General features: G+C 66.8%; 13 protein-coding genes. 3 read left to right on the top strand and 10 right to left on the bottom strand.

The window, feature by feature from the left end; all coding sequences use genetic code 11:
- Positions 1-21: 21 nt before the first annotated feature.
- On the bottom strand, positions 22-993 hold the full coding sequence (locus Q0Q02_RS09205; protein ID WP_293808686.1) for a nitrate ABC transporter substrate-binding protein: 972 nt from the start codon (positions 991-993) through the stop codon (positions 22-24).
- Between the two features lie 96 nt (positions 994-1,089).
- On the opposite strand from Q0Q02_RS09205, the gene Q0Q02_RS09210 reads away from it, so the two are divergent.
- Entirely contained in the window at positions 1,090-2,424 is a 1,335-nt protein-coding gene (locus Q0Q02_RS09210; protein ID WP_293808688.1) for a PLP-dependent aminotransferase family protein, read from the top strand.
- Between the two features lie 18 nt (positions 2,425-2,442).
- Here Q0Q02_RS09210 and Q0Q02_RS09215 read toward each other — a convergent pair whose 3' ends face one another.
- The 5 genes from Q0Q02_RS09215 to Q0Q02_RS09235 all read right to left on the bottom strand — a co-directional run bounded on the left by Q0Q02_RS09215 (position 2,443) and on the right by Q0Q02_RS09235 (position 7,033).
- On the bottom strand, positions 2,443-3,093 hold the full coding sequence (locus tag Q0Q02_RS09215; protein ID WP_293808690.1) for an ATP-binding cassette domain-containing protein: 651 nt from the start codon (positions 3,091-3,093) through the stop codon (positions 2,443-2,445).
- Complete coding sequence (locus tag Q0Q02_RS09220; RefSeq protein WP_293808692.1) at positions 3,093-3,839, bottom strand: ABC transporter ATP-binding protein; 747 nt, start codon at positions 3,837-3,839, stop codon at positions 3,093-3,095. The genes Q0Q02_RS09215 and Q0Q02_RS09220 overlap by 1 nt, the downstream gene beginning before the upstream one ends.
- A complete protein-coding gene (locus tag Q0Q02_RS09225) occupies positions 3,836-4,759 on the bottom strand; it encodes a branched-chain amino acid ABC transporter permease (RefSeq protein WP_293808694.1) in 924 nt (307 codons plus the stop codon). Before Q0Q02_RS09225 ends, Q0Q02_RS09220 begins: the two co-directional genes overlap by 4 nt.
- 5 nt (positions 4,760-4,764) lie before the next feature.
- Positions 4,765-5,664, bottom strand: a complete 900-nt coding sequence (locus Q0Q02_RS09230; RefSeq protein WP_293808695.1) for a branched-chain amino acid ABC transporter permease — start codon at positions 5,662-5,664, stop codon at positions 4,765-4,767.
- A 76-nt stretch (positions 5,665-5,740) separates the two neighbouring features.
- Complete coding sequence (locus tag Q0Q02_RS09235) at positions 5,741-7,033, bottom strand: ABC transporter substrate-binding protein (protein ID WP_293808697.1); 1,293 nt, start codon at positions 7,031-7,033, stop codon at positions 5,741-5,743.
- Positions 7,034-7,234: 201 nt separating this feature from the next.
- On the opposite strand from Q0Q02_RS09235, the gene Q0Q02_RS09240 reads away from it, so the two are divergent.
- The gene (locus Q0Q02_RS09240; RefSeq protein ID WP_293808698.1) at positions 7,235-7,921 is read left to right on the top strand and encodes a DUF2848 domain-containing protein; all 687 of its coding nucleotides are present in this window, start codon (positions 7,235-7,237) and stop codon (positions 7,919-7,921) included.
- 58 nt (positions 7,922-7,979) lie between these two features.
- Positions 7,980-8,645: a GntR family transcriptional regulator gene (locus Q0Q02_RS09245; protein ID WP_293808700.1), complete on the top strand. Its 666-nt coding sequence runs from the start codon at positions 7,980-7,982 to the stop codon at positions 8,643-8,645.
- Between the two features lie 18 nt (positions 8,646-8,663).
- Here Q0Q02_RS09245 and Q0Q02_RS09250 read toward each other — a convergent pair whose 3' ends face one another.
- The 4 genes from Q0Q02_RS09250 to Q0Q02_RS09265 are packed head-to-tail and all read right to left on the bottom strand — an operon-like array spanning position 8,664 to position 12,429.
- Positions 8,664-10,016, bottom strand: coding sequence for an amidase (locus Q0Q02_RS09250; RefSeq protein WP_293808701.1), 1,353 nt, complete (start codon positions 10,014-10,016; stop codon positions 8,664-8,666).
- 7 nt (positions 10,017-10,023) lie between these two features.
- Positions 10,024-10,404, bottom strand: a complete 381-nt coding sequence (locus tag Q0Q02_RS09255) for a cupin domain-containing protein (RefSeq protein ID WP_293808703.1) — start codon at positions 10,402-10,404, stop codon at positions 10,024-10,026.
- Between the two features lie 15 nt (positions 10,405-10,419).
- Entirely contained in the window at positions 10,420-11,883 is a 1,464-nt protein-coding gene (locus Q0Q02_RS09260; RefSeq protein ID WP_293808705.1) for a 4-hydroxyphenylacetate 3-hydroxylase N-terminal domain-containing protein, read from the bottom strand.
- Positions 11,884-11,910: 27 nt separating this feature from the next.
- Entirely contained in the window at positions 11,911-12,429 is a 519-nt protein-coding gene (locus Q0Q02_RS09265; RefSeq protein WP_293808707.1) for a flavin reductase family protein, read from the bottom strand.
- Positions 12,430-12,490: the final 61 nt, after the last annotated feature.

A 12,490-nucleotide genomic window follows, 5' to 3' on the forward strand; every position in this document is an offset into this window, starting at 1 on the left:
CCCTTCTTTTTGCCTGTCGGTTCAGGCTGCGTCGGCGAGATGGTCGAGCGGCGGAAACAGCGTATCCGGCGTCAGATCGGTCCGGGCCAGGCCCTGATTGCGGATTTCGTCGAGGAAGCCCGCGATCATCCGGCGATTGGCTTCGAGCCCGCTGGCGTTCCAGCTCTCGGGCAGGTCGCGGCCGCAGCGGCCGAGCTCGTCGATGATCCAGGGCGTCGTGTCGGCGTATTTGCGACGCTTCTCCAGCCAGACGCGCTGTGACTCGTCGAGGAGGTCGCTCAGGGCCTGCGGCAGCCAGGGATGGCGTCGGGCGAAATCGGCCTTGAAACCGAGGATATGGATGCCGGGCACGTAGCCGACCGCGCGGAAATAGGCGAGTTCGGCGCCCGGCAGGTCGGTCAACAGATGCCGGAACGGCGAGTCCGGTGCGTAGAAACCCGGCGGCATGAACGGCGTGAAGATGGCGTCGAGCTCGCCGTCGAGCAACGCGTCGAGCATCGGCTTCTCACCGGGCATGGCTTCGATCCGCCCCGGCCGGGCATAGGGACCCAGCCGGTCGGTGATCGGATGCGCGGCGCTGAGGCGCCCGGCATACCAGCGCACGTCCTCGATGCCTACGCCGGCCGGCGCCAGCGCCGCGCGCGTCCAGGTATTGCCGGAATCCTGCCAGCCGGTGACGCCGATGCGGCAGCCCTTCAACTCCTCGAGCTTCGTCAGCCGGCTCGCGCGGCTCGTGATGATGCAGCGGTGGCGGAAGCCGCGCATGACGAAGTTCGGCACGCCGAAGATGCCGTTTTCGCCGCGGCTGCGGCCGGTCGTGTAGCGGCTGAACGAAACCTCGCAGGCATCGTAGTCCGGGTCGGTCGCCAGATCTTCGGGCAAGGTGCCGACACGATCGACCTTGAGAGCGATGCGCTTGTCGGCAACATCGCCCAGCACGAGCGGCGTCACATAGTCCCAATCGCGCAAGGCCAGCCGGACTTCGACCTTCATCGACGCACTCCGCATTGACAATGCCGCGGAGAATTGAATGTTCAGAAGCGGTGATCAATCGTTATTACGTTATCGAACAATTAAAGAGCGGATTCTTTGACACACGGAACCGACGATGCGGCCTGGCTGGCCGGGCAGTTCTCAGAGATCAGCGCGCGCGGGATCGCCAACCAGACCGCGATGCTGATCCGCCGCGGCGTGCTGCCGGCCGGCGCCAAGCTGCCGACGGTCCGCGATCTCGCCTATCGGCTCGGCATCAGTCCGGCGACGGTCTCCGAAGCCTGGAGCGAATTGCGCCATCAGCGGATGATCGAGGGGCGCGGACGCTCGGGAAGCTGGGTGACGGGCGACACGATCGGTCCACGCCCGGCCCGCACCGGCACGTCCGGCGTCTTCGGCAACGACGTGCTCGACCTCTCGCTTTCCGTGCCGGATCCCGCCGTGCTGCCGCCGCTGGATCTGGCGCTACGGCACGCCGCTGCGGCCCATAACCTGCACAGCTACGAGCGCACGCCGATCCTGGACAGCCTTCGCCAAGCCGTGCAGCAGCGCTGGCCCTATGAGCCGGAAGCCTTCCTGGCGACGAATGGCGGCTACAACGCCTTTTATTCGGTGGTGCAGGCGTTGATCATGCCGGGCGCGACGGTCGCGATCGAAGACCCTACCGGGATGCGCCTGCTCGACATCATCGAGGACAGGGGCGCGCGCCCCTTGTCTGTCGCCTGCGATGCGGAAGGGCCACTGCCCGAGGCTCTCGCCCAGGCCCTGGCGGCAAAGCCCGTGGCCTTCGTCTATCAGCCGCGCACGCATTCGGTGACGGGCCGCGCCGTCAGCCCGGCCCGGCTCGCCGCCCTGGCCGAGATCCTGGCCGGCAGCGACGCCCTGATCATCGAGGACGACGGCATCGGGGAGGTCTCGCCGCGGCCGCCTGTGAGCCTCGGCAAGCTGTTCCCCGACAGGGTCATCCACATCCTGTCCTTCTCGAAATCGCATGGGCCCGACCTGCGCCTCGCCGTGCTGTCGAGTTCCGCGACGGTCCGGCGCCAGATCCAGTCCTATCGCAGCTTCAGCTCCGGCTGGACGAGCAGGCTGCTGCAGGAGACGACGGCCTGGCTGCTCACCGACGACGACACCCGGCAACGCCTGGCCGCCAACCGCGCTCTCTATGCGGAGCGGCGCGCCGCGCTGGTGGCGGCGCTTGCGGCCTGCGACATCGCGATCCCGCCCGGCGACGGATTGAGCATCTGGGTCCCGGTCGGTTCCGAGCAATTCGCGCTTGTCACGCTCGCCGCGCGACGCATCGCGGTCCTGCCCGGCAGCAAATGCGCGGTGATGCCGACCCGCCACATCCGCGTCGCGACGGCGATCCTCGCCGATCGCTACGATTATGTTGCGGAGTCGATCCGGCTCGCGGTGACCGGCGACGGCTGAATCCGGCCGTTGGAGTCCTCAGCTGATCTCGCCGCGCTCGATCTGGAGCGTCTCGTCGGCGATCGCGTTCAGCAGGGCCGGCGTCGATTCCGTGACGAGGATGGCGAGGTCCGCGCGGTTACGCCGGAGTTCACCGAGCGTGCGCGCATATTCGAGCGCCAGCGCCGGAGCGAGCCCCTGGAAAGGCTCGTCCAGCAGCAGTGCCGTCCGCGCGACCATCAGCGCCCGGCCGAGTGCCACCATCTTGCCCTGCCCGCCCGAGACGCCGCCACCCGGACGCTTGCGCATGGTGTGGAGCTGCGGCAGCAGCGCATAGACCTCGTCGAGCCGCCGCTTCCGCTCAGGCCCGGGCAGCGCCAGCGCCAATGCCGGCAGCAGGATATTGTCCTCGACGCTGAACTCGGGAACGAGGCGCCGATCCTCCGGCGCATAGCCGATGCCCTGCGCCGCGCGGCGATAGGCCGGCGTCGTGCCGATCTCTTCGCCATCGATCCGGACCGAGCCGCCCTGCACCGGCAGCAACCCCATGATCGCGCGCAGCGTCGTGGTCTTGCCGGCGCCGTTACGGCCGATCAGGATCGTCGTCTTGCCCGATGTCAGCCCAAGCGAGACCGAGCGCAGCACCTGCACGCCAGCGATCGCGGCACTCACCCCTTCGATCCGAAGCATCACGCCACCCCCACGACGTTGCGCAGCACCCGCTCGTCCTTGAACACCACGGAGGGCGGTCCCTCGGCCATGACGCTGCCGGAATCCCAGACGACGACGCGGTCGGCGTAGCGCTGGACCACATCCATGTCGTGCTCGACGAAGAGCGCCGTAACCTTGGCTTGACGCAATGCGCCCATCAGCGTCTCCATCAGGGTGAAGCGCTCGATCGTGCTGACGCCGCTGGTCGGCTCGTCGAGCAGGACGAGGCGCGGCTTCAGCGCCAGCGCGATCACGATGTCGAGCAGCTTGCGCCGCCCTTCCGGCAAGGTGCCGGCGAGCTGCCCGGCCTCGCGGTCGAGTCCGACAAGGGCCAGCAGTTCCTCCGCCTCCTGGCGCCGCCCTTCAGCACCGAGCGCCTTGAACGGCACCCAGATGCCGCGCTTGGCCGCGACCGCGATCATCAGGTTGTCGAGCACCGTCTGGTCGAGGAAGAGTTGCGGGATCTGGAAGGCGCGGGCGATGCCGCGTCGTGCGATGGTGCGCGGCGCCATCGCGGTGATCGGCTTGCCGTCGAGATAGACCTCGCCCGAGCTCGGCCGGAGATAGCCGGTGCAGAGATTGAGGAAGGTCGTCTTGCCCGAGCCGTTCGGGCCGATGATCGCGAGGAACTCGCCCTCATGGATTTCGAGATTGACGCCGTCGGCGGCCTTCACGCCGTAGAAGGCGATGCGCAGGTCCTTGGCCTGGAGGAGTGGCGCGGTCATGCCGGCTCTCCGCCGCGGCGCCGGATCAGGCCATAGAGCCCGCTCGGCAGGAAGAAGATGACGCCGATCAGCGCGACGCCGATGATCAGGTTCCAGGCGTCGGTGACGCCGACCGCGACGGTGTGCAGCACTTCGAGGAAGAGCGAGCCGATGAAGGGACCGGCGACGCCGCCGATGCCGCCGAGCACCGCGACCAGCACGAGATGGCCGGAGGCCGTCCAGAAGGCGAATTCCGGCAGGATATGGCCGATCGCCATAGCCGCGATCGCTCCGCCGATGCCGGCGAGCGCGGCCGAGACCGTATAGGCGATCAGCAGCACGATCCGGACGGGCACGCCGAGATATTCGAGTCGGAGTTCGTTGGTGTGTACGGCCGAGAGCGCATGGCCGAGCGGGCTCGCCAGATAACGCTGCACACCATAGCCGACGCCGACCATCAGCACGATGCCGGCATAGTAGAGCGCCGTGTCGAAGCGCGGCTTGTCGAGTGTGAGGCCGAAGAAGCTCGGCACCGCGACCCGCATGCCGTCCGTGCCGCCGGTGATGCCGTAGAGCTTCGAGATCAGCGCATAGAGCACCATCGACATGGCGAGGTTGAGCATGGCGAAGAAGATCGCGCGGTAGCGCACCAGGAAGGCGCCGACGACGAGACCGGCGACCGCCGAGGCCAGCGTGCCGAGCAGCAGCAGCAGGACGAACTCGTTCACCCCGGCCCGGGCCAGGAAGGCGATGGCATAGGCGCTGACTGCATAGAACATGGCATGGCCGATCGAGATCAGCCCGCCGCGCAACAGCACGGCGACACCGAGCGCGGCGAAGCCCTTGGCGATGGCGAGCGTCAGCACGAATTGCAGCCAGGGCGCGGCGACGGGCGCGAGTGCCAGCACGACCAGCGCGATAAGGAAGAGGGCAACGCGCATGGCGGTCAGATCCTCCGGGTCGGGGCCTGGCCGAACAGCCCGTAGGGGCGGATCAGCAGCACGACCAGCATGACGATGTAGGGGGCGACGGCATCGAGCGAGGGCGCGAAATAGATCGCGAGCACGCGGGCGAGGCCGACGATGATCGCCGCCAGCGCCGCGCCCTCGATCTGGCCGAGCCCGCCGATGGCGGCGACCGCGAAGGCGAGCACCATGGTCTCGGCGCCGAGGCCGGGCGCGGCACCCGCCGTCGGCGTCGCCAGCGCGCCGCCGAGCGCCGCCAGGAAGACGCCGAGCGAGAAGGAGAGGATGAAGACGCGGTTGGTGTTGATGCCGATGCTCTGCGCCATCTCGCGGTCGGCGACAACAGCGGTGACGAGGCGCCCGATCCGGGTCTTGGTCAGCAGCACGCGCAGGCCCACGACCACCACGACCGCAAGCGCGATCAGCAGGAGCTGGTAGTTGAGATAAACGACGCCGCCGATCTGGGTCGAGCCGAGGAGCAGCATCGGCGTGTCCTCGGCCAGCGAGGAGACGCCGAAGACGATGCGCTGCAGGTCCTCCAGGATGAGGAACAGGCCGAAGGTGACGAGGATCTGGATGGCTTCGGACTTGCCGTAGGTCCAGCGCATCAGGCAGCTTTCGACCAGCGGGCCGAACAAGGCCGCGACGATCGCCGCGCTGAAGATCAACGCCGGGAAGGACAGCCAGGGATTGAGCCCCGCGCTGGCGATCCAAAGCCCGACCGAAGCGGCGACATAGGCGCCGATCGAGTAGAAGCTGCCATGCGCGACGTTGAGCACGCGCAGGACACTGAAGACGAGCGTCAGCCCGACCGCGACGAAGAAGATCAGCGCCGCGCTGGCCAGGCCATCGACGGCGAGCGGAATCAGGGTGTCGAGCATGAACGGCACCTGGACAATGACGATGAGGAAATGAGCGGGAGGGCTTGAGGCTGCCCTCCCCGCGTGTGTCTCGTGCTTACTTGTAGCTGCCGGGCTTCGGCTGCGCAGCAAGGAAGGCTGGCGTCAGCGCACCCACCCACTTGATTGCGTCCTCGCCCTGCGGCGGCATCAACGCGTCGCCCTTGTAGCGGACCATGCCGCCGATCACCGGAAACTTGTAATCGGCCGATTTCTGGGTGACGCCGACGATCTGGTCGACGAGGCCGTCATTGTCCTTGCGGGTCACGGTGGTGCCGGTCAGCGTCTTGACGGTGCTGCCGCGCATGGCGTCAGCGAGTTCGTCGCGGCTCGGCCATTTGCCGCCATTCTTCTTCAGCGCGGCCTCATAGGCGGCCTTCATGTAGACGATGGCATTGGCCATCTTCACCGACGGGAAGACCGGGTATTCGCCGTAACGCTTCTGATAGGCCTCGACGAAGCTCTTCGTCTCGGGATTGGCCCTGGCGTCGGGCGACATCCACCAGCCGTCGCCGAGCACGCCGACGATCACGCCCTCCGGCAGCGCGACGCGCTGAAGCACGGTCTCGCCCAGCGCCAGAACGACCTGGCTCGACGAGAACAGCCCACGCGGTTGCGCCTGGCGCACGAAATTTTCGAGATCGGCACCCCAGAGATTGGAGAAGACCACATCCGGACGCGAGGCCGAGAGCTTCGAGATCTCGGTCTGGAAATTGGCCGAGCCGAGCTTCGGGAAGAGTTCCGCGACGACCTCGACATCCGGCTTCAGCGCCTTCATCGCGGTCTTGAAGATCAAAGCCGCGTCATGGCCGAACGCGTAGTCGGGATTGACGATGGCGATGCGCTTCACGTCCGGCTTCTGCTGCAGCAGATAGAGCGCATAGGCGACGAATTCGGGGATCGTGTTGCCGTTCGGGCGGAAATAATAGCGGCTCTTGCCGTCGAGCAGGAGCTGGTGCGTGTCGCAGTTCCAGCCGATCGTCGGGGCCTGGAGCTGTTCGGCAAGCGGCGCCAGCGCGAGGCAGTTGGCGCTCGACAGGGCCGCGATCATCACCTGATTGGTCTTGTCATCCGCGAGGCGGCGATACTCGGCAATGACGCCCTGCGTGCCTTGCGCCTCGTCGACATAGGTCGCCTTCAGCGGCACGCCGCCGATGCCGCCCTTGGCGTTGATCTCGTCGATCATCAGCTCGGCCGCATTCTTGCCGGGCATGCCATAGGCGGCAGCCGGGCCGGAGGTGAAGGTCAGCACGCCGACGCCGAGCGATGCCGGCTTCTCCTGCGCGAAAGCCGGCGCGGCGAGCGCCCCGAGCGAAACCGCCAAGGCGGTCATCCAACCTGACTTGATCATGCTTGTCCCTCTCCGTTCCCGTCCGGTTCCGGGCCCCACTGTCCACGACACCGGCCTTCGACGCCTCCGCACCATTCCCGATGCTTGAAGGCACCATAAAAATCCTTGTGAAACTTCACAAGGATTTTTATGGTACAGCCCAGAACTTTTTTGCGGCCGGCTGCCTCCGAAACAGGCGCCTCATTCCTGGAAGGCGATGCGATGAAGACCCTGGAACTGACCGTGGAGAGCCGCAGCGGCTCCGCGCCCCTCTCGGTGACGGTCGACGAGCTGGTGATCGGCGGCTGGGCCGGGCGCGACAAGGCCGCGATGGAGCACCACATCGTCGAGCTCGAGGCGCTCGGCGTGAAGCGCCCCGCCTCGACACCGGTCTATTACCGTGTCGCCGCGGCCCGGCTGACGACCGCCCCCGTCATCGAGGATGTCGGCGCCAACGGCAGCGGCGAGGTCGAGGCCGTGCTCTTCGCCTGCGGCGGCAAGACCTATGTCGGCGTCGGCTCGGACCATACCGACCGTCAGGTCGAGACCTACGGCATCAGCGTCTCCAAGCAGGTCTGCGACAAGCCGATCGCCGCGACAGTCTGGCCCTATGAGGAGGTCGCCGGGCATTGGGACGACTTGATCCTGCGCAGCTACGCGGTGATCGACGGCGAGCGCCAGAAGTATCAGGAAGGGCCGGTTTCGGGCCTGCTCGCGCCGGCCGACCTGATCCGCGGCTTCAGCGAAAGCGGCGAGTTGCCCGAAGGCACGGCGCTCTACGGCGGCACCATGCCGGCGATCGGCGGCATCCGCGTCGCCAGCCGCTTCGAGGGCGAACTGGAGGATCCGGTGCTCAAGCGCAGCCTGCGCTTCGGCTATGATCTGAAGATTCTCCCCATCCGGGGTTGATCCAGCCCCCATCCGGAAGAACGATGCTGACGACCTCTCCAACTCGGTACAGAGAAACGTGACGCTTCTGGATATGCACAAGGGCGCGCAGCGGCATGTCTCGCTGCGCGAACAGGCCTACGACGCGATCAAGCGCCTGATCATCACCTGCGAGCTCCGGCCTGGCGAGATCCTGAGCGAGCCGACGCTCAGCAGCCAGCTCGATATCGGCCGGACGCCGATCCGCCAGGCCATCGACCGCCTGCTCGGCGACGGGCTGGTCGAGGTGATGCCGCGCAAGGGCACGATCGTGAAACCGGTCAGCCTGGACGAGATCTTCAACATCATCGACGTGCGCGTCGTGAACGAGACCTTCTGCGTGCGGGTCGCGGCGGTGCAGGCGGGGCCGGACGTCGCAATGCAGCTCAAGCGCAATCTCGATGCCATGCTGGCAGCCGCCCATCAGCGCGAAATCGAGACCATCGCCGGGCTCGACCAGCAATTCCACGCGCTCATCGCCGGCGCGATGCGCAACCCGGTGATGAGCGACCTGCTGAAGAACCTGCACGAGCGCTCAGCGCGGATGTGGTTCATCTCGCTCAGCGCCAACGAGCAGCATCTGCGCATCTGCGACGAGCATGCGGCGATCGTGGACGGCATCGTCCGGCAGGACCCCGATCTGGCCGAGCAGGCCATGCGGGCGCATATCCAATCCTTCCGCGCCAACATCACACGGCAGGTCTGAACGCGCCTCGCTGCCGGCTTAGCGCGCGACGAGCGCGGCCTCCGCCGCCGCTGCGATCGCGAACAACGCGGCATCCTCGCCGCCCGCCCGCGCCAGCATCAGCCCCGCCGGCGCCTCGCCGGCACGGTGCATCGGCAGCGAGATCGCACAGCCATCCATCACATTGATCAGGGACGGATTGCGCAGCACCAGCATGTTGATGCGGGTGAAGGCCTCGTCATCTTCCGCGAGTTCGGCGATGGTCGGCGCGATCGTCGGCACGGTCGGCATCACCAGGACGTCGAAGGCCGAAACCTCCGCGCGCATCGCCGCGACGAAGGCATCCCGCGCCTGCACGAGCCGGATATAATCGGCGGCATCCTGGTTGCGGCCGCGCAGCACGCGCGTCCGCACCCGCTGGTCGTAACCCTCGCCCTTCGCCTCGATCAGCTCGCGGTGATGGGCATAGGCCTCGGCGGGGGCGAAGCCGCCCTTGGCGTTGATACTCGCAACCTCGGCAAGGCGCGCGAACGGTGCCGCGATGACTGTCGCGCCGGCCTTCGCCAGCAGGTCCAGCGCCCGGTCGAAACTCCCGGCGACATGCGCGTCGAGTCCATCGAGCGCGACCGTCTGCGGCACGGCGATGCGCAGGCCCTTGAGACTCGTCGGCACGTCCTTCGAAAGCACGTCGCCGCTCATGATCTCGTGCAGGATGCGGCAGCATTCGACGCTGTTGGCGAGCGGCCCGATCGAGTCGAGCGTCTGCGACAGCGGGAAGGCGCCCTCGCGCGGCACGCTCGCCGCGGTCGGCTTGTAGCCGGTGATGCCGCAGAAGGCGGCGGGGATGCGGCAGGAGCCGCCGGTATCCGAGCCGATGCCGGCGAAGGCCATGCCGTCGGCGACCGAGACGGCAGCGCCTGAAGAAGAGCCGCCCGGAATCCGGCGCGTCGTGGCGCGCTCGTAGGGCGAGGCCGGCGTGCCGTAATGCGGATTGAGGCCGAGGCCGGAAAAGGCGAACTCGGTCATGTTGGTGCGGCCGATCACGATGAAGCCGGCGCGGCGCAAGCGCGCGATCGCCGGGGCGTCGCGCTCGGCCAGGCTTGCGCCGGCGAGCACGGTCGAGCCTGCCGTCGTCGGCTCACCGGCAAGGTCGAACAGGTCCTTCACCGAGATCGGGATGCCGGCGAAGGGCGACGGGGCGAGCCCCGCCGCACGCAACTTGTCCATCGCCTCGGCGGCGGCGAGCGCCGCCTCGCGATGGACCTTGATGAAGGCGCGCTTCCCCTCGCCATCCGGCGCGTCGATCCGCGCGAGAGCCTCGCGGACCAGGGCGAGCGCGCTCGTGCGGCCGGAGGCGAGATCATCGGCAAGGGCGGAAAGGGTGCGAGCCATGAGCCTGTCAGACCGGATCGAAATAGTGGATTTCGAGAAGGATGCAGCCCCCCTCGGACTTGAACGGCCCATGCTTGGCATGCGGCGGGCGGACTGCATAGGTGTGCGGCGGGAAAGCCGTTCCGCCATTGCCGCTGGCATCGTTGCCGACGGTCAGGTCGCCCTCCATCAGATAGACCTCCTCCCAGTAGTCATGGGAGAACGGCGCCGTCGTGTAGACGCCGGGCTGGAAGCGCAGCAGGCGCGTGCGCGTGCCGCGATTGTTCACCTCGTCCAGCGCGCCGGAGAGGATCTTCTGCTGGATGCCGGCGGGATAGCCGGCCGGAACCTCCCAGCCGCTGGTCATGTCGAGCGTGTAGAACTCGTCGTGCTTCTTGTTGACGGGCATGATGTGTCCTTTCGCTCAGGCGGCGGGCTTGCTGTCGAGATCGTAGGAATCCAGCATCGACTGAACGATGCCGCCGGCCCTGCCCCAGTCATAGGTGCGGAAGGAATGGCCCTTCGTCACGAAGGTCGCCCCGGCATAGAACATCTCGTACTGGTGGTGGCGCGAGCCGAATTCGGAGCCGACGGCATCCCAGGCGAGCTTGTAGAACTTCACCCGGTCATGCGAATTCGCGGCCGGCGACTGCTGCGTCTTCTCGATCATCGCCGCGATCTCGGGATTGGCGAAATCGGCGATCGACGAGGGCAGCATGATCATGCCGCCGCCGGCGAGCTCGCGCAGCGAGTTCAGGATCTTCGGATACATCTGCTGGGTCAGCACCTGCGCCGAATAGAGCATGTGCCGGTCAGGCACATAGTAGGGACCGACCTGCGTGCCCTTGGCCTCCATCGCATTGACGAAGGCGTCGACCATCGCGGCCTCCGCCGCGAGCTGGCCGAGGATTTCGCGCACCTGCGGGAACTGGGTGATGCCGTTGGTCTGGGTGGTGCGATGGGCGATGCCCATCAGGAACTGCAGCTTCACCTTGAGGCGGATCATCGCCTGGTAGTTCTGGTAGACATGCGCCGGCGTCGCGTGGAACTGCTTCTGGCACATCTCGACGCTGCCATCGATGAAGACGCGGTCCCACGGCACCTTCACATCGTCGAAGAACAGCACGGCGTCGTTCTCGTCGTAGCGGCTGGCCAGCGGGTTGTCGAAGATCGAACCCGCCTGCGCCTCATACGACTTGCGCGAGAGCATCTTGAGGCCCTTGCTGTTCATCGGAATGGCGAAAGAGACGGCATAGCGCTCCTCGCCCGGCTGCATCGGCTGGATCGAGGTGACGAAGACCTCGTTGGCGACGACGCCGCCGGTCGCCAGCATCTTGGCGCCGCGGATGGTGATGCCTTCGGCGTCGCGGTCGACCACGCCCGCGGTCAGGAAGGGATCGGCCTGCTCGGCCGCGCTCTTGGAGCGGTCGGCCTGCGGGTTGATGATGACATAGGTCAGGTAAAGATCGTTGTCGCGGGCATGGCGATAGTAGTTCTCCAGGGCCGCGGCGCGGGCCGGGTCATAGCCCTCGAACACCGGCAGCCCCATGCGCATGCCCGAGATGCAGGAGGCGACGTGGTCGGGCGCGCGGCCAAGGAAGCCGCCATGGATCGCGGTCCAGGCCTCGAGCGCCCGGCGGCGCTCGACGAGGTCGGCATAGGAGGTCGGCAATTGCCAGATGCGGTTGGCCCGGGTGCCGGTCTCGGTCTCGAAGGTCATCAGCTCGCGGCGCGAGGCATCGTTGGCGAAATCGAACAGCCCGCCGACCGAGCGCGCCACATTGCGGAAGGCGCGATGCGTGGTGACGTCCTCGACGCGGGCGCCATCGATAAAGATCGAGCGGCCGTCGCGCAGGCTGGCGAGATGTTCCTGTCCCGTCTTGGTCATGGGGCTTTCCTCTCCGATTTGATCTGGTCAGTAATGCATGGGTAGCGGCCAGGACGGCTCGCGCTCGGTTTCGTCGACGAGGTCGCGATAGCGGCCGCGGAAGAAGATCAGCGGTGCCGGATTGCCGGCGCGCACGGCGTGGCGCAGCACCCGCACCACGAAGATCACATGATCGCCGCCATCGTAATGGGCGTAGGGCGCGCATTCGAAATGAGCGAGCGCGCCCGTAATCAATGGCGCCTGCGCATGGCCGACAGTGCGCTTGACCTCGGCCCATTTGTCGCTGAGCGCACGCGCAAAACGATTGGAAATCTGCTCCTGCTCGCGCGCCAACACATTGACCGCGAAGCCCTTGGCTTCGAGCATGGCCGGCAGGCTGTTCGCCCGCCTGTCGACGCTGAACAGGACGAGCGGCGGATCCATCGAAACGGAGTTGAACGAACTCATGGTCATGCCGATGAGCTCCTCGCCGCTGCCTTGCGCGGTGATCACCGCCACGCCGGTGGCGAACTCCCCCAAGGACTGCCTGAAAGCCCTGCCGTCCATCATCCCCTCCGGCCGCGCTTCGTATTTTAATTTTGCTAGATAGCTTTGTAATAAAGCTATA

The organism is uncultured Allobosea sp. (assembly GCF_945956895.1).
In the GTDB taxonomy this organism is placed as follows: domain Bacteria; phylum Pseudomonadota; class Alphaproteobacteria; order Rhizobiales; family Beijerinckiaceae; genus Allobosea.

Bases quoted from the DNA above. Each gene is read 5' to 3' on its own strand.
- Q0Q02_RS09265 (WP_293808707.1), bottom strand. From the start codon at position 12,429: ATGGACGGCAGGGCTTTCAGGCAGTCCTTGGGGGAGTTCGCCACCGGC.
- Q0Q02_RS09240 (WP_293808698.1), top strand. From the start codon at position 7,235: ATGAAGACCCTGGAACTGACCGTGGAGAGCCGCAGCGGCTCCGCGCCC.
- Q0Q02_RS09230 (WP_293808695.1), bottom strand. From the start codon at position 5,664: ATGCTCGACACCCTGATTCCGCTCGCCGTCGATGGCCTGGCCAGCGCG.
- Q0Q02_RS09220 (WP_293808692.1), bottom strand. From the start codon at position 3,839: ATGACCGCGCCACTCCTCCAGGCCAAGGACCTGCGCATCGCCTTCTAC.
- Q0Q02_RS09260 (WP_293808705.1), bottom strand. From the start codon at position 11,883: ATGACCAAGACGGGACAGGAACATCTCGCCAGCCTGCGCGACGGCCGC.
- Q0Q02_RS09215 (WP_293808690.1), bottom strand. From the start codon at position 3,093: ATGCTTCGGATCGAAGGGGTGAGTGCCGCGATCGCTGGCGTGCAGGTG.
- Q0Q02_RS09225 (WP_293808694.1), bottom strand. From the start codon at position 4,759: ATGCGCGTTGCCCTCTTCCTTATCGCGCTGGTCGTGCTGGCACTCGCG.
- Q0Q02_RS09235 (WP_293808697.1), bottom strand. From the start codon at position 7,033: ATGATCAAGTCAGGTTGGATGACCGCCTTGGCGGTTTCGCTCGGGGCG.
- Q0Q02_RS09255 (WP_293808703.1), bottom strand. From the start codon at position 10,404: ATGCCCGTCAACAAGAAGCACGACGAGTTCTACACGCTCGACATGACC.
- Q0Q02_RS09205 (WP_293808686.1), bottom strand. From the start codon at position 993: ATGAAGGTCGAAGTCCGGCTGGCCTTGCGCGATTGGGACTATGTGACG.
- Q0Q02_RS09250 (WP_293808701.1), bottom strand. From the start codon at position 10,016: ATGGCTCGCACCCTTTCCGCCCTTGCCGATGATCTCGCCTCCGGCCGC.